Source organism: Bradyrhizobium ottawaense (genome assembly GCF_900099825.1).
Lineage (GTDB): Bacteria > Pseudomonadota > Alphaproteobacteria > Rhizobiales > Xanthobacteraceae > Bradyrhizobium > Bradyrhizobium ottawaense_A.
Window position 1 is genome coordinate 7,282,672 of record NZ_LT629693.1, and the last position, 26,318, is coordinate 7,308,989.

General features: G+C 62.0%; 23 protein-coding genes and 1 tRNA gene. 17 read left to right on the forward strand and 7 right to left on the reverse strand.

Going from position 1 to position 26,318, the window contains the following annotated elements:
* The first annotated feature begins 137 nt into the window (after window positions 1-137).
* Together BLR13_RS34320 and BLR13_RS34325 are read left to right on the forward strand one after the other, a co-directional pair.
* Entirely contained in the window at window positions 138-461 is a 324-nt protein-coding gene (locus BLR13_RS34320; RefSeq protein WP_074814190.1) for a DUF1127 domain-containing protein, read from the forward strand.
* 422 nt (window positions 462-883) lie between these two features.
* Entirely contained in the window at window positions 884-1,666 is a 783-nt protein-coding gene (locus BLR13_RS34325; RefSeq protein WP_074814187.1) for a hypothetical protein, read from the forward strand.
* Window positions 1,667-1,797: 131 nt separating this feature from the next.
* On the opposite strand, the gene BLR13_RS34330 is transcribed toward BLR13_RS34325, so the two are convergent.
* The 3 genes from BLR13_RS34330 to BLR13_RS34345 form a co-directional block, all read right to left on the reverse strand.
* Window positions 1,798-2,067: a hypothetical protein gene (locus BLR13_RS34330; protein ID WP_074814185.1), complete on the reverse strand. Its 270-nt coding sequence runs from the start codon at window positions 2,065-2,067 to the stop codon at window positions 1,798-1,800.
* Between the two features lie 677 nt (window positions 2,068-2,744).
* On the reverse strand, window positions 2,745-3,644 hold the full coding sequence (locus BLR13_RS34340) for an MBL fold metallo-hydrolase (protein ID WP_074814179.1): 900 nt from the start codon (window positions 3,642-3,644) through the stop codon (window positions 2,745-2,747).
* Window positions 3,645-4,393: 749 nt separating this feature from the next.
* Entirely contained in the window at window positions 4,394-5,185 is a 792-nt protein-coding gene (locus tag BLR13_RS34345; protein ID WP_143039570.1) for an alpha/beta fold hydrolase, read from the reverse strand.
* A 224-nt stretch (window positions 5,186-5,409) separates the two neighbouring features.
* On the opposite strand from BLR13_RS34345, the gene BLR13_RS34350 reads away from it, so the two are divergent.
* Window positions 5,410-6,306 carry an ABC transporter substrate-binding protein gene (locus BLR13_RS34350; RefSeq protein ID WP_157793754.1) on the forward strand — a complete coding sequence of 299 codons (897 nt, stop codon included), beginning with the start codon at window positions 5,410-5,412 and terminating at the stop codon, window positions 6,304-6,306.
* Window positions 6,307-6,345: 39 nt separating this feature from the next.
* On the opposite strand, the gene BLR13_RS40775 is transcribed toward BLR13_RS34350, so the two are convergent.
* Complete coding sequence (locus tag BLR13_RS40775) at window positions 6,346-6,510, reverse strand: hypothetical protein (RefSeq protein ID WP_157793755.1); 165 nt, start codon at window positions 6,508-6,510, stop codon at window positions 6,346-6,348.
* A gap of 411 nt (window positions 6,511-6,921) precedes the next feature.
* On the opposite strand from BLR13_RS40775, the gene gatC reads away from it, so the two are divergent.
* The 8 genes from gatC (at window position 6,922) to BLR13_RS34390 (ending at window position 16,525) form a co-directional block, all read left to right on the forward strand.
* A complete protein-coding gene (gene gatC, locus BLR13_RS34355; RefSeq protein WP_074814172.1) occupies window positions 6,922-7,209 on the forward strand; it encodes an Asp-tRNA(Asn)/Glu-tRNA(Gln) amidotransferase subunit GatC in 288 nt (95 codons plus the stop codon).
* A 50-nt stretch (window positions 7,210-7,259) separates the two neighbouring features.
* The gene (locus BLR13_RS34360) at window positions 7,260-7,475 is read left to right on the forward strand and encodes a hypothetical protein (protein WP_074814169.1); all 216 of its coding nucleotides are present in this window, start codon (window positions 7,260-7,262) and stop codon (window positions 7,473-7,475) included.
* Entirely contained in the window at window positions 7,472-8,947 is a 1,476-nt protein-coding gene (gatA, locus tag BLR13_RS34365; protein WP_074814166.1) for an Asp-tRNA(Asn)/Glu-tRNA(Gln) amidotransferase subunit GatA, read from the forward strand. The genes BLR13_RS34360 and gatA overlap by 4 nt, the downstream gene beginning before the upstream one ends.
* 2 nt (window positions 8,948-8,949) lie before the next feature.
* Entirely contained in the window at window positions 8,950-9,246 is a 297-nt protein-coding gene (locus BLR13_RS34370) for a hypothetical protein (protein WP_074814165.1), read from the forward strand.
* Between the two features lie 102 nt (window positions 9,247-9,348).
* On the forward strand, window positions 9,349-10,737 hold the full coding sequence (locus BLR13_RS34375) for a patatin-like phospholipase family protein (protein ID WP_244525305.1): 1,389 nt from the start codon (window positions 9,349-9,351) through the stop codon (window positions 10,735-10,737).
* Between the two features lie 88 nt (window positions 10,738-10,825).
* On the forward strand, window positions 10,826-12,310 hold the full coding sequence (gene gatB / locus BLR13_RS34380; RefSeq protein WP_074814162.1) for an Asp-tRNA(Asn)/Glu-tRNA(Gln) amidotransferase subunit GatB: 1,485 nt from the start codon (window positions 10,826-10,828) through the stop codon (window positions 12,308-12,310).
* Between the two features lie 1,584 nt (window positions 12,311-13,894).
* The gene (locus BLR13_RS34385) at window positions 13,895-14,161 is read left to right on the forward strand and encodes a hypothetical protein (RefSeq protein WP_074814160.1); all 267 of its coding nucleotides are present in this window, start codon (window positions 13,895-13,897) and stop codon (window positions 14,159-14,161) included.
* Between the two features lie 378 nt (window positions 14,162-14,539).
* Window positions 14,540-16,525, forward strand: a complete 1,986-nt coding sequence (locus BLR13_RS34390; protein ID WP_074814158.1) for a tetratricopeptide repeat protein — start codon at window positions 14,540-14,542, stop codon at window positions 16,523-16,525.
* A 49-nt stretch (window positions 16,526-16,574) separates the two neighbouring features.
* On the opposite strand, the gene BLR13_RS34395 is transcribed toward BLR13_RS34390, so the two are convergent.
* Complete coding sequence (locus BLR13_RS34395) at window positions 16,575-17,471, reverse strand: FkbM family methyltransferase (protein ID WP_074814155.1); 897 nt, start codon at window positions 17,469-17,471, stop codon at window positions 16,575-16,577.
* Window positions 17,472-17,583: 112 nt separating this feature from the next.
* Between BLR13_RS34395 and BLR13_RS34400 the strand changes: the two genes are divergently transcribed.
* From BLR13_RS34400 to vapC, 4 genes are all read left to right on the forward strand, one after another.
* Window positions 17,584-17,823: a hypothetical protein gene (locus tag BLR13_RS34400; RefSeq protein WP_074814152.1), complete on the forward strand. Its 240-nt coding sequence runs from the start codon at window positions 17,584-17,586 to the stop codon at window positions 17,821-17,823.
* A 76-nt stretch (window positions 17,824-17,899) separates the two neighbouring features.
* Window positions 17,900-19,120: a class I SAM-dependent methyltransferase gene (locus BLR13_RS34405; RefSeq protein ID WP_074814149.1), complete on the forward strand. Its 1,221-nt coding sequence runs from the start codon at window positions 17,900-17,902 to the stop codon at window positions 19,118-19,120.
* A gap of 281 nt (window positions 19,121-19,401) precedes the next feature.
* Entirely contained in the window at window positions 19,402-19,611 is a 210-nt protein-coding gene (locus tag BLR13_RS34410) for a type II toxin-antitoxin system VapB family antitoxin (RefSeq protein ID WP_074814147.1), read from the forward strand.
* A complete protein-coding gene (gene vapC / locus BLR13_RS34415; protein WP_074814145.1) occupies window positions 19,608-19,997 on the forward strand; it encodes a type II toxin-antitoxin system VapC family toxin in 390 nt (129 codons plus the stop codon). Before BLR13_RS34410 ends, vapC begins: the two co-directional genes overlap by 4 nt.
* A gap of 127 nt (window positions 19,998-20,124) precedes the next feature.
* Here vapC and BLR13_RS34420 read toward each other — a convergent pair.
* Window positions 20,125-20,218 (reverse strand) — tRNA-Ser (locus tag BLR13_RS34420).
* A 1,032-nt stretch (window positions 20,219-21,250) separates the two neighbouring features.
* Between BLR13_RS34420 and BLR13_RS34425 the strand changes: the two genes are divergently transcribed.
* Together BLR13_RS34425 and BLR13_RS34430 are read left to right on the forward strand one after the other, a co-directional pair.
* On the forward strand, window positions 21,251-22,822 hold the full coding sequence (locus tag BLR13_RS34425) for a porin (protein ID WP_074814142.1): 1,572 nt from the start codon (window positions 21,251-21,253) through the stop codon (window positions 22,820-22,822).
* A 219-nt stretch (window positions 22,823-23,041) separates the two neighbouring features.
* Window positions 23,042-23,578: a tetratricopeptide repeat protein gene (locus tag BLR13_RS34430; RefSeq protein ID WP_074814139.1), complete on the forward strand. Its 537-nt coding sequence runs from the start codon at window positions 23,042-23,044 to the stop codon at window positions 23,576-23,578.
* 238 nt (window positions 23,579-23,816) lie between these two features.
* Here BLR13_RS34430 and BLR13_RS34435 read toward each other — a convergent pair whose 3' ends face one another.
* Window positions 23,817-26,069 carry a lytic transglycosylase domain-containing protein gene (locus BLR13_RS34435; protein ID WP_433994245.1) on the reverse strand — a complete coding sequence of 751 codons (2,253 nt, stop codon included), beginning with the start codon at window positions 26,067-26,069 and terminating at the stop codon, window positions 23,817-23,819.
* Between the last annotated feature and the right edge of the window lie 249 nt (window positions 26,070-26,318).

The following is a 26,318-nucleotide window of genomic DNA, read 5'->3' on the forward strand; positions in this document are numbered from 1 at the left end:
CCCGCTTCGGCTGGGCCGTGGAAGGAGTCGCGCGCTAGAAATTCGACGACGACATCTTTTCGCAAGGCCCCGCCGGCATCGGACGGGGCCTTTTTGTTTGGCCACGCTCCCTGCCGGCACGACAGCAGGAGCATCCGATGCCACCCCAACAGACGGACCCCGGATTCGAGGTCGAGGGCGATGCCGCAGTGCGCGGCCTCGACCTCACCATCGGTTTGATGAAAGAGGCCGCGGACGACACGCGCAACGTCTTGAGCTTGCTCAAGCGGTATTGGCGTGCGTTTGGGGAGTGGCGGCAACGCCAGCGCTCACGAACCACCTTGCACGAGCTGAGTGACAGGGAGCTGATGGACATCGGCGTGACGCGCGATGCGATCGACTACATCGCCCGTCACCGAGCTGTCGATAACCTTAGAGATGGCACAGCGTATTTTTGGATCCAGTCCCGCGGAGTAATGTAACGGATGGCGAGTCACCGCCAATCTTGCACGGCAATCCGACCACACGCCCTGGAGCATTTCAGCGGCGGGATCGTATCCCGCGCGCTGGCGCAGCTCAGCGCGCTCGGCGGCTAGGGCGTGAATTCATAAGCGCATAGCAGGTCCGAGATGGGCCGGATTGCGGACGTGCCTGGCTGTCGGGCCGAGGTCTCAGTTTGACTCAAAACAGACAAGCCTCAAATGTCCGCTATTCGGGGGCAAAGGGGGTATGCGCCGGACGTCGCGGTGCCGAATTCCCGACGGCCTGTCGCCGCAAGCAGCCCGTAATTTCCATCGTACGGCCATGCTTTGGTCAAAACTGCAAGGAGTGTTTAGCGGATCGCCGAGCTGGTGGAAATCCGACCGCCTCCTTTGCGTGACATTGGATGGGAAAGGGCACACCAATGAGTTCCACGCCGAACCCGAAAGCAATTGAACCCGACGGTGTCTTGATCGCGCGCGCGGATGAGCGGCTCGCGCACGCTTATGGACAGATCGCGCGCGCGGATGAACAGCTCGCGCGTGTAACTGAACAGCTCTCGAAGCTGGAGCATGACGCCGCGCGCCATCCTTCAGCTGTCCTGGGCGGCAAGCATTCGCGCGGCTGGCCGGCGCTGCGTGGCCTCATCGGCTCGCTGTTGGCCGCGAGCATATTTATCGCGGCTTTCGTTTCGCAGTCCTCTTACGGCGATGCGGCCAAGCTGACTGTCGCCCGGTGGGTGCCGCAGCTCAATCCGGCTTCATTGCTGCCGCTGGAAAAAGGGCTTCCCGCGCAGCCGAGCCCATCTACCGTTCTGGCGGCCGCGGCGGAGCCAGTACTTCCGGCTCAGACCGCACGGCAAGACGTCGTGCCGACAGCCGGCCCGGTGTCTCCTGAACTGGCGCAGTTGCTCGAGACGATGGCACGCGATCTGACAAACGTGAAGCAAGGGATCGAGCAACTCAAGACGAGCCAGGAACAAATGGCCATCGACAATACAAAAGCTGTTGAGCAGCTCAAAGCGGGCCAGGAACAAATGACACGCCTTATGGCCAAGGCTTCCGAGCAGAACCTGTCGCCCAAGACATCGGCAGCTCTGCCTCGGCCCACTGCCACCCCGGCGCGCAAGCCAATGCCGACACTCCCGTCGCCGCAAGCCAGAGCGCGGGCGCAGGCCCCAAAGCAGTTGCAGCCCGAAGAACAGTAGTTGTCATCGGCGGCGGTGCCCGCTCGCTTGGCATCGTTCACAGAACTGGGAAAATTCGTTCGCGTCCATGCAGCACACGGTCATTTAATCCTCATGACTCCAGGCGCGCCGCAAAGGGAATTGTGCCCGTATCAGAGAAATTCCCGAAGCCGCGCGAGTTCGACAGCGACCTCTCCAGACAAGACGGCACTTACCAACGGCGGCTGTGGTGAAGTGTGAATCTCATACAAATGCCGCATGGAGGCAGGCTTGGCCATGAACTCCCGTATGCACCCATCGAGCGTGCCATCCACGAGCAGATAGGGGCCAGTGCCGTTAGCGTAACGTTGGTTGTTGCGCGAAGGCCACTTGCGAAGAATCGCCGGTGCATCGAAATTGACGTGAGCCTTGGTTGCGCCCATCCGTGCGCCTCCAGCGAGGGCGGACCCTTGGTGGTGTCCAAAACTGACGCGATTGACCTGATGCGGAAATCCGACCCATCGCGACAGTTCGGCATGCTTTGATGCGGTAGTCTGAATTTCCGGCCTTTTTTTGACTGGAGAATGACGGCTGTCGGGCGTCGGTATGAGCCTGATGGAGCGCCTCGGGGTCGACGGCGTATTCTACCTTATGGGCACCACGGCGTTCCTCTTGGCTCTCCTCGCTGGCGGAAGGAGCTTGATCTCAGCGCCCCCAATGCACCTTGAACGGCCTTTCGAGATGCTCGCTGCGCAAGCGGCACTCCTCGCGCACGACCAGTTCCACTCTTCCGACGAGCTTTCACCGCCGGACCCGAGTACGCATTTCCCCTTGACGGCCAGTGTCGAAGCTCCGGATGAGTCGATCCGGCGTGGCGCGCCCCGCGCTTAGGGTTAGCGCGCCGACAGAAATGGTATTGCGTTTATTGGGTCTCAAGCAACGGGCTGATAAGTTCCGCCGAAGGCAAGCGCTGATGCGATGCAACGACTTCCGAGTTTGGCACGAAACGGATCAACCGAGTCGGTCGGCTGATGTCCGTTGATCGGGGTGGACCGGAACTGGCAGTTCCGGGCCGTCGGAACCGTTGCGTTGGCGCAGCTAAGTGGGCTCGGCGGCTAGATCATTTCACCGGCGGGACCGCGTCGATGTTGTGAATCCACTGCTCGGGGTAGAGCGCATAGGCGTCGCCGCGCCGGGCGAGCCGCGCGAAAGCCGGGAAATGCAGGTGCATCCCGGCGATCAACACACCATCGGCGGAAACGCGATCGAACATGCGCTTGCGCGAGGCCGCCGCTGCCGCCAGATCGGTATCGAAGGCCATGCCGGCCTCGGGATACGCGGTTTGCACTTCCGGCACATGCACGGTGTCGCCCCAGATCATCAGCTGATCGTCGCCCGACGCGATCAGATAGGCCGTGTGGCCCGGCGTGTGCCCGTGGCTCGGCACCGCGGTGACGCCGGGGAAGACTTCGCCCTGCTTGAACAGCCGCGTTTGCTTCTTGTAGGGCTCGACCTGTTCGCGGCCGGCCTGGAAGAAGAGCTTCTTGTCGCGCTCGTTTGCCTTTGCCATCGCGCCGTCGTCGAACCAATGCGGCAATTCGTTCTGGTGCATCACGAGTTCGGCGTTCGGAAACAGCAGTTTGCCGCTCGTCATGTCGGTCAGTCCGGCGGAATGATCCGGATGCATATGCGTCAGCAGCACCGTGTCGATCGACTTCGGATCGATCCCGGCGCCGGCGAGGTTCTGCTGCACCAGACCGGCGCTGGGCTGCATATAGTTCCCCGAGCCGGTATCGACGATCGCGGTGCGGCCTTTCGAATGGATCACGAAGGTGTTGACGCTGGTTCGCCGCGCCGGCCGGAAGGCGTCGTTGAGGATCTGCCGCGCTCTGTCGAGATCGACGTTGCGCATCACCTCTAACGTGCTGTCGAGATAGCCGTCGCTGATCGCGGTGACGACGATGTCGCCGATCTTGCGATGATAGACGCCGGGAATTTGCTGGACCGGTTGGGCGTTCATGCGGGGGGACCTCGGTTGGCGGGGGAGGGCAATCGGATACGGTGTCCACGAGGCTCATCGGCGGGCTCGCTTCGCCTCTCCCGCTTGCGGGGGAGGCCGACGCGCCCGAAGGGCGGGGCGGGTGGGGGCTCTCTCCACGCGGGGAATCCCGATGTGGAAGCACCCCCACCCCAACCCTCCCCCGCAAGCGGGAGAGGGAGCGCAGTGCCGATGTCGCTGTACCTTGGACCTTATAGGCGATTGCTCTCGGTTGGCGGGGAGGGGGACGATAGCCGCCGCCCGCGCCCTCCGCTACCGCTCCCCGCGATCACTGGTTCTGCGCAAAACGCGCAGCACCCGCGATCGGCGCCAGCCATTCCATTGCATGATCGGTGTAGATCTCGGCTTTGGGTTGTAGCTCCGCGGGATTGTCGAGGGTGCCGGCCTTCAGCAGCTCATCAGCAAGGCGATCGGCGCGGCTGCCGGCAAGGCCCTTGCGATCGATGCCAATCGTCTGGCGCGTGTCGTCGTGACATTCACGCGCGGATTGGCTGTCATGGAGCGCGCTGGATACAGCCGCAAGCAGTTGAAAGAATCAGCCGCGACCTTCGTCGATGCGCTGTTCGGCCCGGCGATCCCTGTATCCAGATGAAGCAGAACATGCCGTGGCTGGCGCGGCGGTAAAGCACCCATGCCAGCGGCGGTCGGCTACTTTGGGCTACTTTGCATGGGGTTGTTTTCGATATTTTAGTCGGGAGCGCGGGGCGGCCTCAGGCCGCGACCGATCGCAGGAAGTCGTCGATGCAGTCGAAGACCAGGTCCGGCGTCTGCACCGACATGTAATGCCCGGTGCGGAGTTCGATGTAGCGCGCGCCGGGAATGCTCTTGGCCGTGCCTTCGGCCATCGCCGCTGGTCGGACGCGGTCGAGGCTGCCGCCGATCACGAGCACCGGCACGCTCAGCCTGGCCAGTTCGCTCTGCATCTCGGCCGCCGCCAGCATGCGCCAGATCGTGGCGTAGCTCGAGGGATCGTTGCCGAGCCAGCGCGTCCGGAACCGCTCGAATCGCTTGAGGTCGGAGCGTAGCTCCGGGGCGTAGCCGTTCTGCATGGAATCCTCGACCGCGAAGGCCATGCCGGCGGCTTCGATTTTCGCGAGGCGCTCGAGGGCAGGGACGCGGCGTTCCGCAGCGATCCCGGTGGCGGGGCTGCCGACCACGACCGCGCTGGTGCGCTTGGGGTGCCGGGCCGCAAAATGCAGCGCGATCGCGCCGCCGACGGCGATCCCCGCCAGCGCCACTTTGCCGGCAATGCCGTAGGCATCCAGCAGCGCCGCGATATCGTCGACCATGGCGTCGAGCGTGAGCTCGCCACGCACTTTCTGCGACAGGCCGGCGCCGCGGGTGTCATAGCGCAGGACGCGGCGGGATTTGGCGAACCGCGGCGTGACATCGTCCCAGCTTTCGAGCGAGCCGCCCATCTCGTGAACCAGCACCAGCGTGCGCTCACCCGCGCCGGTCAATTCGCAGCGCAGCCCGACGCCATTGGCCTCAACGAAATCCATCTTGCGCTCCCCGGTTTCTTCCCGTTTGATCTTGTTGTTGTGCGTGACATGCCGGTCGGCGAGGTAGTCGGCGGCCCACGATAGCGGAGACGATCGGAATCGCAAATTCCGGAAGTCCGGGAGATGAGGTCTGGTCGTTGCCACCGATAAAACGGCGTGAATTCATAACGATTGTCGGCGGCAGTCTGGCATGGCCGCTCGCGGCTTATGGCCAGAAGAAGCCGATGCCGGTGGTCGGCTATCTTCACTTCGCCGAACCGAATTACGTTCCAACGGCGGCAGATTTCCTCCAGGGGTTGAATGAGGCCGGTTTTGTTGCCGGACAGAACGTCGCGGTCGAGTACCGCTGGGCTGAGGGGCGCTACGATCGTTTGTCGGCGATGGCGGCTGACCTCGTCGGACTTAAAGTCGATTTGATCGCCGCTTTCGGTCCGCCGCCTGCAAAAGCGGCGAAAACTGCGACTTCAGCCATCCCGATCGTTTTCGAGGTCGGCAATGACGCTGTGGAAGCGGGGCTTGTGGACAGTCTGGCCCGGCCCGGAGGTAACGCCACCGGCTTGAGCATCCTGTTCGTCCAACTCACCCCAAAGCGGCTCGAATTGCTTTGCGAGTTGATTCCCGGGGCGAGGACGATTGCGCTGCTGGTGAATCCGAATAGTCCGACCGCCGAACCCTCGCTTCGCGGGGCCCCTGAAGCGGCGCAAGCCAAGGGGGCGCAGCTTTTGGTCCTCAAGGCGGTCAACGAAAAAGAGATCGACGCGGCGTTTGACACCGCCGTCGCGTCAAAGGCCGACGGATTGATCGTGGCCGCCGATCCATTCTTTGACACACGTCGCGTGCAACTGGTCGCGGCGGCGGCTCGTGCCAAAGTACCCACCGTCTATTTTGAGCATGAGTTTTCCAACGCTGGAGGGCTGATGAGCTATGGGCCCAGCCTCGCCAGCGTCTATCGCCGAATGGGCATTTATGCGGGGAAGATTCTGAGAGGTGAAAGGCCGGCCGAATTGCCCGTGGAACAGCCGACTACCTTCCAAATGGTCATCAACCTCAAGACTGCCAGAGAATTGGGAATCACCGTGCCGCCGAAGCTGCTGTTCACCGCCGATGTGGTGATCGAATAGGGCTCTGGCATCGAGCTAGCCCAACGTCAGCCTTCGGGACTAGTGCGCCGGTTCGTCGCGTTTGACGTCGAGATGCTCGACCGCAAGCGATCGATAATGCGCGGCCATCTCTTTGTAATGATGCTTCGAGATCGGATCGGCCGCGGCTTCGGCGCGACGCTCGAACATCTCGGCCTTTTCCTGGAGCAATTTGGCTTGCGTCATGATGCTCTCCCGTCAGGCCAGGCAGGCGACGTAGAGGATGGCGGCGCCGATCACGGTGCCGATGGTCCAGAGGGCGGGATCCCAGCCTTCTGAATGGGCGCTGTCGTTTTCGAGGGGCGACATGACATGGCCTCCAATTTGGTTGGGGCGAGTACAGTCTGACTCTGTTTCCGAACGACTACGCCCGGGGGCCAAAATGGTTTCGTCCGCCGGCTATCGCTCGACATCTTGTGATCGGCCTTTGGGGGGCCAATTGAACGCCCCGGGGGCGGGCGGTGGCACCTCCGAATGGCCTTGTTTGCAAAAAGCCTTGTTCGGAAAAGGCCTTGGACGGCATTCCCAGGCTGTTGCGGCGCAAAAGCGGCGTCTGCTATACGGCGGGTGCGATTTCCCCGTTTGAGGCCTATATTTATGTCCGTAGATGCCGCCACCGTTCGCCGCATCGCGCATCTGGCGCGGATTGCGGTCACCGAGGCCGAAGTTCCCCATCTGCAGGGCGAGCTGAACGCGATGCTCGCCTTCGTGGAGCAGCTTTCCGAGGTGAATGTCGACGGCGTCGAACCGATGACCTCGGTGACGCCGATGGAAATGAAAAAGCGCCCCGACGTGGTCAATGACGGCGAGATTGCCGACGCCGTGGTGGGAAATGCGCCTGATACCGTGAACCACTTCTTCGTGGTGCCGAAGGTCGTTGAGTAAGTTCCATAGCGTTTTCAAGCGAAGTCTTCTGTTTCGAGATCGGAAATCCGATGTGTATGCTCTGCGACGATGAAAAGGCCTATCAAGCCTACATGAATTATGTCGACGCGATGGAGCGGCAGGGAAAGGTCGCGGATCCCGACAAGGCGATGGACGCCGTGCTCGATCAGCTCGAAGCCGCCGACAAGGCCCGCGCCCAGGAATCGAATAATCCCGCCAACGACAAGACGCTTTCCCCGTTCTTCTGCAGCCCGATCAATAAATGACCGATTTAACGTCGATGACGATCGCCGAGGCCAGGTCTGGCCTCGCGAGCAAGTCTTTCACCGCGCTTGAACTGACCGACGCCCATCTGGCCGCGATCGAGGCGGCGCGGGTGCTCAATGCCTACATATTGGAGACGCCGGATCAGGCCCGCGCCATGGCGCGCGCGGTCGACGCCAGGATCGCCAAAGGCGAGGGCGGTCCGCTGGCCGGTATTCCGCTCGGCATCAAGGACCTGTTTGCGACCAAGGACGTGCGAACCACCGCCTGCTCGAAAATCCTTGGCAATTTCGTGCCGCCCTACGAGTCGACCGTGACCTCGCAACTCTGGCGCGATGGCGCCGTCATGTTGGGCAAGCTCAACAATGACGAATTCGCCATGGGCTCATCGAACGAGACCTCGTGCTTCGGCCCGGTGGTCAATCCGTGGCGGCGCGACGGCTCCAACACCATGCTGGTGCCGGGCGGCTCGTCCGGCGGATCGGCGTCCGCGGTGGCAGCCCAGCTGTGCATGGGTGCGACCGCGACCGACACCGGCGGCTCGATCCGCCAGCCGGCGGCGTTTACGGCGACTGTCGGCGTCAAGCCGACCTACGGCCGCTGTTCGCGCTGGGGCATCGTGGCGTTCGCGTCCTCGCTCGACCAGGCCGGTCCGATCGCCCGCACCACGCGTGACGCCGCGATCCTGATGCGCTCGATGGCCGGCCACGATCCCAAGGACACCACCTCGGTCGATCGCGCGGTGCCGGACTACGAGGCCGCGATCGGCAAATCCGTGAAGGGCATGAAGATCGGCATCCCCAAGGAATATCGCCTCGACGGCATGCCGGCCGAAATCGAAAAGCTCTGGAGCGAAGGCGCAGCCTGGCTGAAGGCGGCCGGCGCCGAACTGGTCGAGGTGTCGCTGCCGCACACCAAATACGCACTGCCGGCCTATTACATCGTGGCGCCGGCGGAAGCCTCGTCGAATCTCGCGCGCTACGACGGCGTGCGTTACGGGCTTCGCGTACCCGGCCGCTCGATCGGCGAAATGTACGAGGACACAAGGGCCGACGGTTTTGGGGCGGAAGTGCGCCGCCGCGTCATGATCGGCACCTATGTGCTGTCGGCCGGCTATTACGACGCCTATTATTTGCGCGCGCAAAAAGTCCGCACGCTGATCAAGAAGGATTTTGAGGATTGCTTCGCCAAGGGCGTCAACGCGATCCTGACGCCGGCGACGCCGTCGGCGGCTTTCGGCATCGGCGAGAAGGGCGGCGCCGATCCGGTCGAAATGTATCTCAACGACATTTTTACGGTGACCGTGAACATGGCCGGATTGCCGGGCATCGCCGTTCCCGCGGGCAAGGACGCACAGGGCCTGCCGCTAGGCCTGCAACTGATCGGGCGTCCGTTCGACGAGGAGACGCTGTTCTCGCTCGGCGAGGTGATCGAAAAGGAAGCCGGCCGGTTCACGCCGGAGCGTTGGTGGTAGGCATGGCGGCGAACGCAGCGGATTTCAGTGCCAGCCTGTCGGCCTCTGTGCCGGCATCTGGGCTGGAGCCCCCGCTGACGGCGCTGTGGTGGGCCGCCAAGGGCCAATGGGACCAGGCGCACAAGATCGTGCAGGACGAAACGACCGCGGATGCTGCCTGGGTGCATGCCTATCTGCATCGGGTCGAGGGCGATCTCGGCAATGCCGGCTACTGGTATCGCCAGGCCGGCCAGCCGGTGGCCAAGGATTCGCTGGAAGCCGAATGGCAGCGGATCGTATCCGCAATGCTGGCGCATTAACCCTGTTTCAGCGGGGTCCGCCGGGCCACGCCGCCGCCACCTTTGATCATGATAGGTTAGTCGACGGGCGGGGGCCTGGGGCGGGAAGTCTGCGTGCGAGCGTTGAATTTACGGGCGTGGGTTCTGGGTGGTGTGGCCGTAGCGTTCGCTGCCTTCGCCGCAGGATGCGCGTCGGTCTACAATCTGCCCGGCAATGCGCCGCTGGGTACGGCGCTGGCGGACAACAATTTCGGCCGGGAACTTCCAGTCTACGACGATGACGTGCTGCTCGCGCTGTCGTTCTCCGGCGGCGGAACGCGGGCCGCGGCTTTCTCGTTCGGGGTGCTGAGCGAACTCGACCGCTCTCGGGCCGGCTCCGGCCAGTCCAAATCGCTGCTCGATCGGGTCGACTTCGTCTCCGGCGTGTCCGGCGGATCGGTGACGGCGGCGTATTTCGGCCTGAAGAAACGCGCGGCACTCGATGACTTCCGCGAACGTTTCCTGCTGCGAAACGCCGAAGAGGCACTCAATACCCAGTTGTCGCTCGGCAATATCGGCCGTGCGCTCGGCGGCGGCGTCAATGACAGCCAGTTCACCAACTGGCTCGATCGCAACCTGTTCGATGGCGCGCGGTTCGAAAGCTTCCGCGAGGACCGCCGGCCGCGGGTCTGGATCAACGCGTCCGATATCTACAACCGCACGCCATTCGTGTTCGGAAAGACCGCGTTCGACGCGCTGTGCAGCGACATCAGGCCCTATCGGGTTGCCGAGGCGGTTGCGGCGTCCGCCGCGGTGCCGCTGGCCTTCGCACCGATCGTGCTGGAAACCTATCCGGGCGGCTGCGCAGCGCCGTTGCCGGCCTGGCTCGAACGCGCCCGCAGCGATCCGAACGGGCAGCCATTGCTGAAATCATACGCGGAAGCCCATGCGCGTTACCGCGATGGCTCGATGCGTTATGTAAAGCTGCTCGATGGCGGCCTGGTCGACAATTACGGCCTGTCCGGTTTCAGCATCGGGCTCCTGGCGGCACAGCGCCCGTTCGAGCCGATTACCGAGCAGCAGGCCGTGAAGGTGCGGCGGATCATGTTCCTTGTCGTCGATGCGGGTCGCGGGATCTCCGGCGATTTCGCCCAGCGCATCGAAGGACCGAACGGCGTCGAACTGGTCGCGGCCGCCGCCGATACCGCTATCGATGCCAGCGTTCGGGCGAGCTATGCGGCGTTCTCGGCCCTGGCCACCGACTGGTCCGGCAAGGTGAGGCGCTGGCGCTGCGGTCTGTCGGCGGCCGAGCGCTCGCGCCTGGGCGTCGGCAAGAACTGGCGTTGCGGCGATATCAGCTTTGCCATCGACCGGGTGAGTTTCGACCAGCTTGGCCCGGCGCGCGCCGGTATTCTCAACGCCATCCCGACGCGGTTTGCGCTGCCGGCGGAGCAGGTCGATCTCCTGATCGAAAGCGGTGCCGACGCGCTGCGCCAGAGCAAGTCCTATCAGGCGTTTCGCCGCGGGCTTTGATCATCGGAATGCCAATTTCTCCGGCTTGACTGGCGCGGTCCATTGCGCGAAGCCCAAGCTAGGGAACCAGGTTCGGAAGCAGAATCCCATGAACGTATCGGTCAAACCGGCAAAGCTGATCAAGGGCGCCACGGGCGATTGGGAAATGGTGATCGGGCTGGAAGTCCATGCCCAGGTCACTTCCAATTCAAAGCTGTTCTCCGGCGCCTCGACCGAATTCGGCGGCGAGCCGAACACGCACGTCTCGCTGGTCGATGCGGCGATGCCGGGCATGCTGCCCGTGATCAACGAGGAATGCGTCCGCCAGGCCGTGCTCACCGGGCTCGGCCTCAACGCGCAGATCAACCTGCGCTCGGTGTTCGACCGCAAGAACTACTTCTATCCGGATTCGCCGCAGGGCTATCAGATCAGCCAGTACAAGTCGCCAGTCGTTGGCGAGGGCGTGGTCGAGGTCGAACTCGACGGCGGCCGCACCGTCAATATCGGCATCGAGCGGCTGCATTTGGAACAGGATGCCGGCAAATTGCTGCACGACCAGTCGCCGACCATGTCCTATGTCGACCTCAACCGGTGCGGCGTGGCGCTGATGGAAATCGTCTCCAAGCCGGACATCCGCGATGCCGAGCAGGCCAAGGCCTATGTGACCAAGCTGCGCTCGATCCTGCGCTATCTCGGCACCTGCGACGGCGACATGGAGAAGGGCAGTCTGCGCGCCGACGTCAACGTCTCCGTGCGCAAGCCCGGCGGGCCGCTCGGCACCCGCTGCGAGATCAAGAACATGAACTCGATCACCTTCATCGGCCAGGCGATCGAGTCTGAAGCGCGGCGCCAGATCGAAATCATCGAGGACGGCGGCACGATCGACCAGGAAACCCGGCTGTACGACCCCAACAAGAACGAAACCCGGTCGATGCGCTCCAAGGAAGAGGCGCACGACTACCGCTATTTCCCCGATCCCGACCTGCTGCCGCTCGAATTCAGCCAGGCCTATGTCGACGAACTCAAGGCCGGCCTGCCGGAATTGCCGGACCAGAAGAAGGCGCGCTTCATCGAAGCCTTCGGACTGTCGCCCTATGACGCCGGCGTGCTGGTGGCCGAGCGCGAGAGCGCCGACTTCTATGAAACCGTGCTGGCCGCGCTCGCCGACAAGGCCCGCGACGGCAAGCTCGCCGCCAACTGGGTGATCAACGAACTGTTCGGGCGTCTCAACAAGGAAGGCCGGGATATTACGGGCTCGCCGGTCTCCGCGGAGCAGCTCGGGGCGATCGTCGACCTGATCGGCGAAGGCACGATCTCCGGGAAGATCGCAAAAGACCTGTTCGAGATCGTCTGGCAGGAAGGCGGCGACCCGCGCGAGCTGGTCGCGACGCGCGGCATGAAGCAGGTCACCGACCTCGGCGCGATCGAAAAGGTGGTCGACGACATCATCGCGGCCAATCCGGACAAGGTCGCCCAGGCGAAAGCCAAGCCGCAGCTCGCCGGCTGGTTCGTCGGCCAGGTGATGAAGTCGTCCGGCGGCAAGGCCAATCCGCAGGCCGTGAACGATCTTCTGAAAGCGAAGCTCGGCATCTGAGCGTCCCGTAACGGGACGACTTCGTCGTCATTCGGTGCTACCGTGTCGTCACCTCGGGTGCGACGGCGTCATCACCCGGGATGAATTCGTCGTCGCAGCGGGACGAGCTTGTCGTCGCCGTATGTCGCGATCGATACGCGCGAGCATGCGCCGATGGTCCGTCACGATCCAAAACCCGGCGTCGCGACCGCCAGCGCCCGTCCGAATCGGTTGTCGCGATTCGTCCAAAAATTCGATTTTGGCGAGCGCCGATGAGACGCCAACGCTGTGACCATGAAAATTTTTTTATTGCCAAATAGTGCGACTCAGAGTCCGTGCCGGCGGCTTTTTCGCGGCATCAACGAGTCGCGATGACACCCAATACGCATCGATCGCTGTCGGTGCGAATTAAAGAAACATCTGCGGCACAGGCGCTTCCTTCAATATTGACAAATGCCGATGTCGGCGGCTGCGGCACTTTTTGCATCGACATGCGAACGTGTTGTGGTGTCGCCGGTGGTGATGCTTCGCACGCTCCCACATTGCTGCGTCAACACTTCCTTAAGCGGGACGCTGTTTTTTTGAATGTGTTGGTGTATTCGGGAGGTAGTGCATTTCGATTCCCGAGTGCACGCAGCGATTAAGCCATCTCACTAACATCAGGAGGGCAACATGGCCAAGAAAGCTAAGAAGGCGAAGAAGGCGAAGAAGGCGAAGAGCGCAGTGAAGAAGACTGCGAAGAAGACCAAGAAGGTCTCCAAGAAGAAGTAACTTCGCTTCTGACAAAATTGCCGGCGGCTTGATGCCGGCACGTCACACGAGCTCCAGGGCGAAATCGCAAGATTGAAATCCGGAAGCTCTGGTCGACGAAAGAGGGTGTCGGCGAGACATCAGGTCAAACGGCTGGATCGTATTTCGAAAGAGTTCGCTCTCTCAAAGACGGTCCGGCAGAAGAAACAGGTTTTCTTCGTTCGGTGCGGATCGGACGATCCGCAATTTCGCCGGGCCCAAAGCCCGGACTGAAATCTGGTCCTGACGTGTTCGCCGACGCCCTCGTTCCCCGGAATGTCCCGTTCCCGGGAACGCTTCGCTTCCGAGGCAGGCCTCGTTTCCCGGAACGGCTCGTTTCCCGGAACGCCTCCCGCGCTGCTGGCGCCAGGCTTCATCCCTTCCAGACTCGCTCCCGATCATTCGCAACACGCAGCCCGTTGGCTCCGCCGGTCAGTGGCGGCGCGCCCGTCACGGCCCGATTGTGTTGCCTTTCAACTTGCGGCCCGTGCCGGCAGGTAACCGCAGGACGTTGGCGCAATGGTTATCGTTGTGCCAAGCGGCAGGGTAAACCGAACTTCACGATCTCTGACTTATCGCTGCGAGACAGGCACTTCTACGATTTCGCGATCGGCCGCGCGGCACGCGCGTTTACATCCCGTTCATCGCGATACTTAAACTGCCCTTCAAATTTGATCGGTCATGATCCATCCCAACAAGCCGGCAAACGGCAAGCGCACGACGACAAGATCATGCGCCGGAATAACGGGACGTTTTGACAGTGGACAGGGGCCGCGCTCGGGGGAGGGCGGCCAACAACAAAAACAGGAGACAGGGATGTTTCAGGGGCACTTTGATCTGGATACCGCAACGCCGGTGGAAGCCACCGCTATTCCGGACGTGCTGTTCGAGCGCGGCCTTTACTGGGCGAGCGGCCGTTCCGGTGTCGTCAATCTGGTCGCCGCTCATAAATGGTTCAATCTCGCAGCCTTGAAGGGGCGCCCTGACGCGATCTCCATGCGCCGCGAGGTCGCCGAGATGATGTCGGACGCCGAGATCGCCGCCGCCCAGCGCGAAGCGCGGGCCTGGATGACCGCGCACTAGGGTCTTCAGTGCTGCGGTGAATATTCCGCCGTTCCGATTTGTCGATCGCCGTTCGAGGGCAAGAGTGCACGGGCTGCCTCGTCTTCGGGAAGCTGGCTCGCTTAACGCGGGGTTAATGTGCGACGCTGATCGGCCCGGGCGGATCACGATCACCTTCAAGGGGCCCACCTCGACACCGTCGCCTCTGCGCGGTCCAATTTTTTAGATGACCCTGAACCTGGACGGCGATAGGTTGTTGGCGGCCTGAAGACGCCGATCGATACCGAGCGCAGGCTGGCCGCGGTTTAGGCGGGCTGGTCGTCGCCATCGCCACCGCCGTGAACGGCATCGTCCGGTGCAAATCGTCAGCGGTCACGCGCATTTGGTAGGAAGTCGAATTTGACGGCTGCGAGCGAAAAGGCCTTCCGACGCGGATTGGCGGCTTTTCAGTCCGGTAGTCTGGACGAGGCGGAGAAAGTCTTCAGGAGACTGCTGCGCGAGCATCCGGGACATCCGCACATCGTCGGGATTCTGGGAACAGTTCTGGCCGCCGCGAAGAAGTATGGCGACGCGGAGCCGCTCCTCCGCGCTGCGCTCGCCATCAACCCGAATTCGCATACGATCCTGTACAATTATGGCCTCGTCCTGAAAGGCCTGCAACGGCCGAACGACGCGCTCGGCTGCTTTAGCCGATGCATCGCCATCAGCCCCAACGATGCCGAAACGTTCAATAATCGCGGAACGGTTCGCAACGACCTGCGAGATTACGCCGGCGCAATCGTCGATTTCGACCGGGCCATTGCCTTGCAGCCGGGCTATTCAGCCGCCCTCGGCAACAAGGGCAAATCGCTGATGGAACTCGGCCGCCATGAAGATGCGCTGGCGGCCTATGACGCGGCCATCAAGCTCAAGCCGGACGTCCTCGAAAGCTGGCTTGGCCGCGGCGATGTGCTGCACAAGCTCAAGCTTCACCGGGAGGCCGCCAATGCCTTCGCACGCGCCATGGAGTTGCAGCCGCGATATCCCTTTATAAAAGGAATTCTGCTGCATCAAAAATTGCTCGGTTGCGACTGGAAAGACGTCGGCGAATCCATCGCAGATATCGAACGTGACATGCTGGCGGGCAGGCTGGCCGCCGAGCCGTTCGGATGGCAAGGGATCGCGAGCACGGCACGCAGCAATCTGCTGTGTGCCAGGCTTTACAACAGGGAAAAATATCCCGCCAAACCGGGGCGCGCTCCCGTTGCCGCCGCAAGCGCCGATGGAAAGATACGCGTCGGCTATCTGGCGGGAGAATTCCGCGATCAGGCGACCTCACACCTTCTCGCGGGAGTCCTGGAGCATCACGACCGGTCGCGCTTCGAGATTCACGCGTTCGACAATGGCTGGGATGATTCCAGTGAGACCCGAAGACGGATCGAAGCTGCGGTTCACGCCATCGTCGGCATCCGGCAGCTTGATGATGAGCGGGCGGCCGCCGCCGTCCGCGAGCGGCAGATCGATATTCTCGTCAATCTGAACGGTTATTTCGGCGAAGACCGGACCAATGTCTTTGCGCAACGCCCGGCGCCGATCCAGGTCAACTATCTCGGATTTCCAGGCACCATGGGCGCAAGCTACATGGACTACATCGTCGCCGACCGTCGGGTGATCCCGGAAGCAGACAGATCCTGCTACGAGGAGAAGGTGGTCTATCTGCCGAATTGCTACCAGGCCAATGACCGCAAGCGGCGTATCGCCGACACCGTGTTCAGCCGGGAGGCGCTCGGACTGCCAAAGGACGGTTTCGTCTTTTGCTGCTTCAACAACAACTACAAGATCATGCCGGCTATGTTCGATTGCTGGATGCGAATCCTCAAGCGCGTTCCCGACAGCGTGCTCTGGCTGCTCGCCGACAATGCGGAGGCCAAGGCCAACCTCTGCAAGGAGGCCGCCGCGCGCGGTCTCGATCAGGCGCGGATCGTGTTTGCGGACCGCATGCAAGTCGCCGACCACCTGGCGCGGCACAGTTGCGCCGACCTTTTCCTGGATACGCTGCCTTACAACGCCCACACGACGGGTAGCGACGCGCTCTGGGCCGGGCTGCCGATTCTGACATGCGTCGGCGAAAGTTTCGCCGGCCGGGTCGCGGCCAGCCTGCTCGACAACGTCGGCCTGCCGGAACTCATCACGACTTCCTACCTCGATTACGAAGAGCGCGCGGTCGAGTTTGCCACGCATCCGGAACGGCTGGCCGGCTTGCGGCAGCGATTGATCGCCAATCGTCTAACGGCAACGCTGTTCGATACCGAGCTCTTCACGAAGCATCTCGAACAGGCCTACGTCATGATGCACGCGCGCCGTCAGGCAGCCCAGGCGCCGGACCATATTGCTGTCCCCGGGTGACACGGGCAGGGAGCCAGCTGCGCGCTTGCCGCATGCAACCGGTCGGGCGTCAGTTCGGGCGATCCATGATGTTGAGGAACTTCACGGGCGACATTCGCGATCTCAGCGCCTCGATATACGACTGACGCAATTTGGTCTGACGCCGCCGGTCATACTCGCCCAGCAACAGCACCGGCAAATCGTAGGACGCGTAAACGAGATCCAGGATCGCGACAGCCCGCAGCAAGGCGTCGTCGCTGTAGCTGTCCAGACGGGTGAAATCCCGGACAAAGATCGCGTCAGCCCACAACAACTGGCTCATGGGCAAGAATGGATTGGTCGGAGCGAAAGGCCTGAACGGCCGGCCGCCGACATCGATCATTTTATGGAGCACGAAACCCTGGTCGCGGAGAAAGCACTGGACGTCGCCGAACAGCGGCTGTTCCCGATACATCGGCAGGAATTCGACCTCGCACTCGATGACGACGGTGTCGGCGAGAGTCTTGGTGCCGTGACGCATGATTTCGAGTTCATAGCCCTGAACATCGATCTTGAGAAAATCCACGCCAGGGCGGGGCTCGAGGTCATCCAGGCGGACGGTTTCGACGCTTTCGGTGGCCTGGACATGAAAATTTCCGGCGGGATCCGCGCATCCGATAGTCGTGAACAGGTCGATGACACCGGGGTCGGGGGCCAGCAGCGACGAACATCCGGGATAGCGGGTGCGGTGGAATGTTGCCGGCTTGCCGTCTCCGAGGAAGACGGGAAGGTAACGGTAGGGGCCTTTCCGGTCTTTCAGGCGGGCGTATTCCGCTGGATTCGGCTCGAACCCGGTGACTTCAGCGAGCCCCGCCTTCAACAGCGCGTGGTATCGCTCCTGGCCGACATCCATGGCCCCGACATCCAGTATGCGTATGGTCGGAATCGCACGCTTGAAAATTGTATCGAGGCCCAAATTCGCTGTCATTTTCGTCATCTCTCCGGGCGGTAAGGGTAGGTGGCCTGTCGACTTTAGACAAGCTTGCGTTCGGCGCTCGGCAAACCGGTCCGCGAACAATTCCAATGTTCCGGCGGCTGCGTTGCGCGGTGAATTTTATATCCATCGCGTGCGCGATCAGGGAACGGGGAAGTTGACGTTGCTGGGGGCGATGGGGACGGACAGAAACCACGCATCAACAGTCAGTCAAGAGGACGTTCAGTCACCGAACGAGCTTATTCTCTTCGACGAGTTGCTCGGCATGCTCAAAAAGGACGATGTGTTCCCCAAGAAATTTCTCGGCGACCTGTTCCGCTCGGCCGGGCAGCAGGTGAACGTTTGAAAATGACGGCCATCTGATCTTGCTTTCGTCGATTTGGGATATTGCTGGGCTGATCGGTCCGATCTAGAGTTTTGTCATGGAAGACACAGTTACAGAGGCGGTCAGGAAGCAGTACGAGGCGTATAGCTATCCACCCCCGATTGAGGACGCCGAGAAATTCCTGAGGAAATGGGGACCGCTTACTTGTGATCCCAAATTTGCGGGCATTCAGTTGTGGCCCGAGGGCCGACCTCGGCAAGACCTGCGCATATTGTGCGCCGGTTGCGGCTCCTCCCAGGCGCCTCTGATCGCCCTTAATAACCCGGACTGTTCTGTCCTTGGTATCGATCTTTCCGAGACCAGCCTCGCTCATTCGAACCGTCTTCGCGATCGACACGGCCTCGCCAACCTTGAACTTCGGCAAATGAGCCTGCTCGATGTCGGCGAGTTGAATCGCTCCTTTGACCTGATCATTTGCACCGGCGTTCTTCATCACCTTCCCAATCCGGACGCCGGATTGAAGGCTCTCGCAGAGGTACTCGATCCATCGGGAAGCATGGCAATCATGCTTTACGGGAAGACCGGGCGCGCTGGAGTATATCTACTCCAGGATATCTTGCGGCGACTTGGGGCCGGTCAAAATGCCGAGGGCCTCGCGATGGCCCGTGAACTTTTGAAGTTTGTCCCATCGCACCATTATCTGATCTCGACGACCGGCAAACTACCCAATGACCTCGCAGAGGATGCGGGGATCGTAGACATGCTGCTTCACCCGCAGGACAGAGCGTACTCGGTGCCGGAGATCATGGAGTTTGTTGAAACGGCTGGGCTGATTTTCTTCGGTTGGAGCGACAATGCCCTCTACTGCGCCGATCGGTTTCTGAGCGGAGAGATGCTGGAAAGGGTTTTGGCGCTCCCGGCCGCGGAGCAGTGGGCCGTCATCGATAATCTTACCGTGCTGAACTCAAGGCACGATTTTTTCGTCAGGAAGCCCCACAACATGCGCTTCCTTACCCGTTTTGATACCGATGATTTTCTGTCGTATGTCCCGCTCGTTCGATCCGGCGTTAGACTTGCCGGTGACGTCAACTCATTGATCTTGACGCGCGCTTCGCTTGAAGGGGAAGTTGTTACCCCAATATCGAAATCGGATGCCCTCCTGCTGGAGCAGGCAGACGGAAAGAAGAGCATAGCGCAAATTCTGTCCCACTCCTTGTCCACGGGGGGTGAGCCCGAACAAAGGACGAATTTCGCCCGCGCCGTCTTCGAGCGCATGTGGCGATCGGGGCATCTCCTGTTTGGCAGATCCAACTCCTAGCCCAGGTCGAGGAACCGGACGGCGCGGCGGTGTTGAACGCGCTGGCGCCGCCGTAGCAGGGGAATCTGTCGACTATGATCGTCCGAAGGACTGGCTGACGAATTGGGGTGGCGGGCCACGCCCGATGAAGATGGGTCCTATGTCTACGCCATAGCCCTCCATTGATCCGCAGGCTGGCCGGAGTCTCTCATCCCTGAGCTAGACTAGTCTAGCGTTGCACTGGGGCTCGAGTGTGTATATAGTGATGAATCTATACACAATGATCGATCGGGCGAGCTGCGATGCGGACCAACATCGAAATCGATGATGAGTTGTTATCCCAGGCCATGACGGCGACGGGCTTGGCGACCAAACGCGCCACGGTTGAGGAGGGTTTGCGTCTGCTTGTCCGGCTACGCAAGCAGACGAAGGCGCTGACGGAACTCAAGGGATTGGGTTGGGAGGGCGATCTCGGGGAGATGCGTCAGGGCCGCCCTCCACGTCGGTCATGATTCTCGTCGACAGCTCCGTCTGGATTGCGCACCTGCGCGGGCATCGCACGTCGGCGACCGACAAACTGGAGGAAGCCGTTGCACGGGAACCGCTCCTGGTTGGTGATCTCATCCTGCTCGAAATTCTTCAGGGCGCTCGGAACGACGCCCATGCCATGCGCATTGAACGCGGATTGCGCCAGTACGCGATTGTGCCTCTCCTGGATGCCTATCTAGCCCCTCGTGCCGCCCGAAATTACCGCAAGCTGAGAGAACTGGGCATCACGATCCGGAAAACAGCCGACATTATCATCGGCACCTTTTGCATCGAACATCGCCACGCGTTGCTGCACGATGACCGCGATTTTGCGCCTATGGAGGAGCATCTTGGTCTCAAGGTCGTGTAAAACGCCTCCTCCCGCTTCTCGTCGTTCCGAGTAACGGCGAGCATGGGACCGGGGCTCGTCGGTTAGTAATCGTGGCCTGGCTGGACAGACCTGTTACCTATGTCTCCGGGCTGGACAGACATTGGGGTGGCGGAGCCGGAGGGATTCGAACCCTCGATAGGCCTTTACAAGCCTATAACGGTTTAGCAAACCGCCGCCTTCAGCCACTCGGCCACAGCTCCATGATGGCGGATATGCCTGACACGAGGGCAAGCCGCAAGCGGCAGATTTGGGTTAGGCCGTGTCCATTTGGTGGCGCCGCCGCCTCGGGCGCGGCTTGCGCGCCGGGGCCATGGCAGCGGAGCTGCTTTTGGCTGCCTCTTTCGGGGTTTTGGCTTTGCGCGCGCTTGGCCAGCGAAACACGCCTGATGCGAGCACGATTCGAACGTGACTCTCGAACGTGTCTTGGGATGCTGGCAATATCTGGCTTCGAGGCCGTTGGCAGAACAACGTCGCCTTCGAAGCGTTCTGCTCGATCGTTCGGACTTGCGAGCACGCCTCGATTCCGCGACCGCATGGTCCATGACGCAAGTACATCGCGTCAGCAGGATTGCGCCGCAGGTTTCATTTCGAGCCCGAAAAATAAGAGCTTTTGCGATTTCACAAGCGGTGGCGTCGGCGAACCGTCGTCGCCGCCACGGTCGCAAGCAGCCGTTTTGGGGCCGCTAGCCCTTCATCTTGGCCATGCTTTGTCGTGCATTCCGCGTCCGAAGCGCTGCTGCTCGCTCATCAGCCGTCTTTTACAGTGATCGTGTGACGCGCGTGTAGGGATTCGGCGGTCTCAGCCGTTCGATTCGATCGGAAAGGTGGTTTGGAGGGGAGGAGGAGGGCGCGGGCTGCTTGCGGCAACCTTTCAGGCGGCAAATGGAACAAGTATAAAATATTGAACAAAAACAATAGTTTGCATGGAGGCCTCGATCGCGGATGCGTGTTATTTGTGCAACACCGTTTGGAAAAGGCGCGGAGTCGGGCTGTTCGAAGCGGTTCCTTTGTTGCGTGTGCAGAAGTCCTCGGTAATTGTGATCGGGCGACGGAGGGGGGCATCCCGAGGTCGTCCCGTTAGGTGGTTCGCTTAAGTCCCTCGCGTTCATGCGGGAGTGTCCGAAGGCGCGAAGCGACTAAGCGGGTTTCAAGGGATTAAGGGAACCAACCTGAGGGTGTCTGACACCCGGCGGATCCGGAACCTTCCCTACAGAGCAACTTGGAGGTTTAACATGAAGATGGTTAAGAGCCTTATTCTCGGCTCAGCGGCGGGTCTCATCGCCATGAGTGGAGCTCAGGCTGCCGATCTTCCCGTCAAGGCCAAAGCGGTCGAGTACGTGAGGATCTGCTCCCTGTACGGTGCTGGTTTCTTCTACATTCCCGGCACTGACACCTGCATCAAGCTGGGTGGTTACGTCCGTATCGACACCACGTTCAACGGTTCGACCTACGGTCAGGCCGCGTGGAACGGCGATCTCGGTCAGCAGAACCGCTACCGCGATTACTTCGCTTCCCGTTCGCGTATGGCGCTCACGGTCGATACCCGCACCGCCACCGAATACGGCGTTGTCCGTACCTTCGGTCAGGCCGACTTCCAGTTCAACAACCTCGGCGGCAGCACTGCCAATCCGGCCGTGTTGGGCGCTCCTGGCGTCAACTCGAACCTGCTCAGCACCCCCGGCGGCGGCTACGTCGCGGTTGAAATGGTGTTCATCCAGTTCGCTGGTTTCACCTTCGGTAAGTCGGCTTCGGCCTACGCGACCCCGTGGCATGGTTATCCAGGCAACAACAATTCGTACCTGCTGGGCGGTCATGACACCGTCACGGGTGTGAACAACATCCAGTACACCGCGCAGTTCGGCAACGGCGTGTCGGCCACCATCGGTCTCGATGATCCGACCGTGTTCAACCGCACTGTTGTCGGCAATCTTTCGGTTGGCCTCCCGGTCGCCGGATCTGGCGTACCCGTCAACGCCTACGGCGGCACGCATGCTCCGGACATCGTCGGTAACATCCGCGTTGACCAGGCTTGGGGTCTGTTCCAGGTTTCGGGTGCGGCTCATCTCGTGAACGCTTCCTACAACGTGCTGGGCGCTGGTGCCGCTCCGACCGCCCTGTCGGAAATCAACGGACATCCCGACGACAAGTGGGGCGGTTCGGTGATGGCTGCGTTGCAGATCAAGAACATCCCGACCGGTGCTGGCGACGATCTGAAGATCGACGTGAGCTATGCCAAGGGTGACACGAAGAACGTGATCTCCACCTCCGCTGGTTCGCCGCAGTTTGCGATGTTCGGCGGCACTGGTGTTGCCGGCGCATACCAGAGCGTCGGCTACGGTGTAACAACCGACGCGATCTACTCGGGCGGCGTCGGAGGCGGTGCCACGCAGGGTCTGAAGCTGACCACGGCTTGGGGCATCCGTGGTGCGTTCAACCACAACTGGGATCCCTACTGGTCGAGCAGCCTTTTTGGTAGCTACTCTCAGGTTATGTATGATGGCAACGTCCTCGATCCGACCTCGGCCAAGGGCGCTTTTTGCAACGCCTATAACGCTGCAACCGGGGTAAAATCGGCCGACTACAGCTGCAATCCGAACTTCAACGTGGCTCAGATCGGCGTGGTCACCCGCTGGACTCCCGTCAAGAACCTGACGTTCTCGGCTGAAGTCGGCGCGTTCTTCCTCGACCAGAAGTTTACCGGTACGAACACTTTGGTTGCTGCGCCTCCGAAGCCGATCGCGGTCTACGAGTACAAGGACCAGAGCACGGTTTACCTGAACGTTCGCGCTCAGCGTAACTTCTGATCCCGAAAGACTTGAAACACTCGGAGAACCCCCGGCAGGCAACTGCCGGGGGTTTTCCTTTGTCCGGACGAGGAGAGGTCGCCGCCGCGCCGGCCTGATGCCAGCAACGGCATCACGTTTCCGGGAAGGGATGCCCGCAGCCTGAATAAACCCGAAGCGATGGTGTTAGCTTCTCGAGTTCCGGCGGGAGCTTTTCGTGATCAAAATCGGGAGAAAAGCATGAGCAAATACGCAATCCGGCTGACGGTATTCGCGCTCTTTTCGGTCTTGCTGGCGACGACGCCGGCGGTTCGCCAGGCTTATGCGGGTGGCGATCCGCCAGCGTCCGATCCGCCGTCATCGTCCAAGAAAAAGAACGGCGGGACGTCCTATAGGGAAGAGCCGGCGTTCGTGAACGGCTACCGCGCAGCCTACACCACGATCTACGACCGCAACGACTACACGGCGGCGATCGGCCAGCTCAGGGCGCTCGATCACGACGACAACGCCGCCGTCGCCAACCTGATCGGCTACTCCTATCGCAAGCTCGGCGACTACAAGGTGTCGCAGGTCTGGTACGAGCGCGCGCTCAAGGCCGACCCCAACCACGTCAAGACCTGGCAGTATTATGGTCTCTGGCAAGTCGAGCAGGGCAACCGCGACCAGGCGCAGTATCACCTCAACCGCCTGGCCCAGCTCACCGGCACTTCAAGCGAGGAATATCGCTCGTTGGCGGCAGCGCTCGACAAGCAGCCGGGGACCGGTCTGGTCTACTAATACGGATATGAAAGATAAATGGGTCGCTTGCTGCCCATGCTTCGAGACGCTCGCTTCGCTCGCTCCTCAGCATGAGGTTGTGGTGTTTCAACACAGGTTGGACCTCATCCTGAGGAGGCGCGAAGCGAGCGTCTCGAAGGATGGGCTGCAGTCCCGATTAGCGATTCCAGGTACTAGCTAGGTCGTTTCGATCGGCCGCGTCGCGCAACCTGATGCGGGGCGGGTAGAAGCGGACGCGCTATTCGACGCTGCCGCGGTGCAGGTCGGCTTCGATCTGGAGCCGCGAGCCGCCGCCGAACCGCGCACGGTAGACCTGCAGGTTCTCCATGATCCGCTGCACGTAGTTCCGCGTCTCGGAGAACGGGATCTGCTCGACCCAGTCGACCGCGTCGACCTTGGGATCGCGCGGATCGCCATAGCGCTCGACCCATTTTCTAACGCTGCCACGGCCGGCATTGTAGCCGGCGAAGGTCATGATGTAGGAGCCGCGATAGTCCTCGAGCAGGCCGCCGAGTTCGGCGGCACCGAGCGTGGCATTATAGACCGGATCGGTCTTCATCCGGCTGAGGTCGAAGCTGACACCGGCCCGCTTGCAGACGTAGCGTCCGGCGTCGGGTGTCACCTGCATCAGTCCGTAGGCCTGGGCCGGCGATACCACTGCCTGATTGAAGGCGCTTTCCTGCCGGGCGATCGAGTAGACGACGCTTGGCTCGACTTCCGGACCGATCTGCCGGAACGCCGGGATGCCGTTGACGGGATAGGCGTAGTGGTCGAACGGCAGCCCGCGATTGAGCGCGGCCTTGCCGAGCAGCAGCATCCCGCGCGCGTCGTTGTTGCGTGCGGTGAGTTCGGCTAGGCCGACCAGGGCGTCGGGATCGCCGTTCTCGCCCATGTCGGCGAAAATCGGAATCGCGATTTCGCGCTCGTCGAGCTCATAGAGCAGTTGCACGGCGCGGACGATCTCCAGCCGTTCGACACCGCGGCCGCGGCCGGTCGGGGCGCCGTTCAATTCGAGCTGCGGCAGGCCGAGCTTGGCGCGCGCCAACTGGCCATAATAGCTGGTCGACTGTTCGGCGGCGCGGGCATAGGCGGCGCGGGCTTCCTGCGCGCGGCCTGCGGCTTCCGCCGCGCGGCCTTGCCAGTAGCCGGCGCGCGCCAGCGCCGTCGGGTTGACGCTGCCGACGCCGATGCGGGCGAAATGCTGCGCGGCCAACGCCGGATCGTTCAGGAAGCGCAGTGCGATCCAGCCGGCGGTGAATTCCTGCTCGGTCTTGTAGATATCGCGCGACGGCAGCGCCGCGTCCCGCGCGATCAGGTAGGCGGTGCGGTGTTCGCCGACATCGAGCATCTTGCGCGACAGCAGCCGTCGTTCGATCCACCATTCGTCGAGATTGTGCAGGCGGCTCGGGTCCTTCGGCGCGCTTAGCATCAGTTGCGCGGCCTCGGCGAATTTCTCCTCGCGGCGCAGCAGCTGGATTTTCGCGAACAGATAGCCGGCATCGCCGCGCAGTTCGCTCGGCACCGCCTCGAGCAGTGCCCTGGCGTTGGAGGCCTTCCGGTTCGAGGCGATGCGGGCCTTGGCAAGCGCGACATGGCCGGAGCCCAGCCGCTTCGCGGCACGCATGCCGCCGGCTTCCTGCTCGGTGCCGTAGAGCAGGTTGTCCATCCGTGCCTTGTGATCGCCCGCCGTCAGCAGCGCGCCGAACAGGTCGAGCGCCGTGGTCTCGGTATCTTCCGACATGCCGTCGCCGCGCCAGGCCTCGCGCACCAGGCGTTCGGCATTGCCGCGATCGCCGCGCCCGATCATCACCCGCGCCAGCGCGAAGCGGCCCTTGGCCGAGATCGGGGATTCGTTTTCAAACGAGGACCAGACCGTGGCGTCGTCGCGATGGTCGTCCCAAAGCGCGGCCTCGATGCGCCGTCGCAGGAGTGTCTGTGACGGCCAGCTCGGATTGGCCGAAACGAAGGCGCGATAGCGCTCGACGGAAGCGCCGTTGTCGTCGCTGCGCAGGATCAGCCATTCCGCGAGCTTGCGGGCGACCGGATCGGAGATCACGGCTTGCGACTGCGTGGCATCGGAAGGTTTGTGCTTGCGCACGAGCTCGATGACGTTCTCCAGCGCATCCTTGTCGGATTGCGGCGTCGACGACGTCGTGGCGACCGCTGCCGGCGTCACCTGTCTGCGCGGCGGCGGCAGGGCGGCATGCTGCCGCGTCGCGGGTGCCAAAGAAGGCGTGGCTGCAAGAGAGGCTGAAGGTGCGGCCAGCCGCGCGGGTGCCGTCGCGGCAGGGCCGGCGGCGGTATTGGTGGCGGCCGGCTGCCTGGGAACGGCACTGCGCGCGATCGGCCGCGGCTTCGGCAATGGAACTTTCGGCTTGGCCCACGCCTCGACCGAGAGCGCGGACAGGCCCAACGTCAACCCAAGGACCAGCGCCAGACTTGTCGCCAGTGCGGTCGATCGCAATGCGGCTGCGCGGGCGGAAGGGATCACGGCTTTCCTTTGCGGCGGCGAATCATTCAATCGCTCAAGCGTTAGGTCTATTTGATTGAATATGTGGACAGAATGAGAAAAAAGTCGCAGCGGCGCCTGTTTGCGCCATCACCACGGCAAAATCGCGGCTATAGCTTTGGGGCCTGAAGCGGGTCCCGGGTTGACGGCGAGAACGACGTGAAAACAAGGCGCTAGACGACTATACCGAACGGCCTTTCGCCTGATGGCCAGACCCGGTATGAATTGAAA